Origin of the sequence: Acinetobacter sp. V2, assembly GCF_001188385.1 — a bacterium.
In the GTDB taxonomy this organism is placed as follows: Bacteria; Pseudomonadota; Gammaproteobacteria; order Pseudomonadales; family Moraxellaceae; genus Acinetobacter; species Acinetobacter oleivorans.
Genome location: NZ_JZFB01000002.1, coordinates 80,041 through 81,792, shown reverse-complemented (window position 1 = coordinate 81,792; position 1,752 = coordinate 80,041). Strand labels below are relative to the sequence as shown.

Sequence of the window (1,752 nt, the reverse complement as noted above, 5' to 3'; positions counted from 1 at the left end):
TCGGTAGGCTGACTAAAATAGATTCGATACGTCCACCTGTTTGTAAGCCAAACAATGTTCCGCGGTCATATACTAAGTTATATTCGACATATCTACCGCGACGGTAAATTTGGAACTCACGTTGAGCTTCTGTGTAAGGCTGTTCACGATGTTTTTCAAAAATTGGCAGAATGGCATTTAAATAACCATTACCTACAGCTTGAATATATTTAAAGCAAGTTTCGAAATCCCAGCCATTGAGATCATCGAAAAATAAACCACCAACACCACGTTGTTCATCACGATGTTTTAAATAGAAATAATCATCACACCATTTTTTATGTTCAGCGTAGACATGGTCACCAAAAGGCTGGCATAGGTCATGTGCGGCTTGATGCCAATCGATAACATCTTGCTCATCTGGATAAAAAGGAGTTAAGTCAAAACCACCGCCAAACCACCAAATTGGATCTTGACCCTCAGGCTCTGCAACAAATAAACGTACATTGGCATGAGAAGTCGGAATATTCGGGTTTTTAGGGTGAATCACTAACGAAACGCCCAGTGCTTGAGCCTTAGCGCCAGCAATTTGGGGGTGTCTTTCTGTAGCAGAAGCGGGTAGTTTACTAATGTTGATGTGAGAGAACATCACACCACCTTTTTCAATCACTGTACCATTTTGCAGTACGCGTGAACGTCCACCGCCACCTTCAGGACGTTCCCAATCATCAATAATAAATTCACTCGTACCGCCACCAGCTTTTTCTTGTTGTTCTAAACCAGCACATATACGGGCTTGTAAATCGAGGAGAAATTCGCGGACACGTTGAATATCTGTGGAAGTCGGATGTTGCATAATGACCCTCAAAGATGATTGAGATAGGAGATAGATACATCAAAACACAAAACCATAAAAAAAGTAAGGGATTTTTAAGAAATGTCTCAAAAATCCCTTGTGATTGCTTTTTTAATATTTATTTTTTTAAAAAATCATCTTTTTGGTAAAGGTGATCCATACGTTCACGTTTAGTTTTTAAATATTGTTCATTAAAAGGGTTACGTCCAACTGTTAATGGAACACGGTCAACAACATTAATTCCTTGATCCTTGAGTGCCTGAATTTTCAAAGGATTATTGGTAATTAATTTAACTTCTTTAACTTCTAAATGATCTAGCATGATGCTACACATGTCGTAACGACGTGCATCGGCAGGTAAATTTAAAAGTAAATTAGCATCTACGGTGTCATGACCTTGATCTTGTAAAGCATAGGCGCGAATTTTATTTGTAAGCCCAATACCACGACCTTCTTGACGTAAATATAAAATAACGCCTTGGCCTGCCTCGTTGATGAGCTTTTGAGTTGCCTGCAATTGAGGACCACAGTCGCATTTCAATGACGCAAACGCATCACCTGTTAAACATTCTGAATGTACACGGACCAAAACAGGGCCTGTAGGTGGATTTTCTAACCCTTTAGAAAGTGCCACATGTTCTTCACCTGATACTGGATCTTGAAACACAGAAATATTGAATTCACCAAAAGCGGTCGGGAGTTTTGATGTTGCAATGAACTCTATAGGCACAGATTAACTCATCTTTTAACCGAAAACGGTTTAAAGTATAGCGTAATGCTGGGAGATTGGTCGAATTGTCATAATCATTTTGCACACTAAGGTTTTCTTTTTTGTATAAAGATGACGATAATAGTTGATAAATAGTCAGATTATTCAGGATAATCTGCCAACCATACCCATGATGTATGAGAGACTG

2 protein-coding genes are annotated in these 1,752 nt (G+C 38.9%); both read right to left on the bottom strand.

The features are described from left to right. On the bottom strand, positions 1-835 hold an 835-nt coding region (hemF, locus tag UC75_RS09180; protein WP_228137241.1), incomplete at its 3' end, for an oxygen-dependent coproporphyrinogen oxidase. Positions 836-953: 118 nt separating this feature from the next. Then, entirely contained in the window at positions 954-1,565 is a 612-nt protein-coding gene (ribA, locus tag UC75_RS09175; RefSeq protein ID WP_005301174.1) for a GTP cyclohydrolase II, read from the bottom strand. Positions 1,566-1,752: the final 187 nt, after the last annotated feature.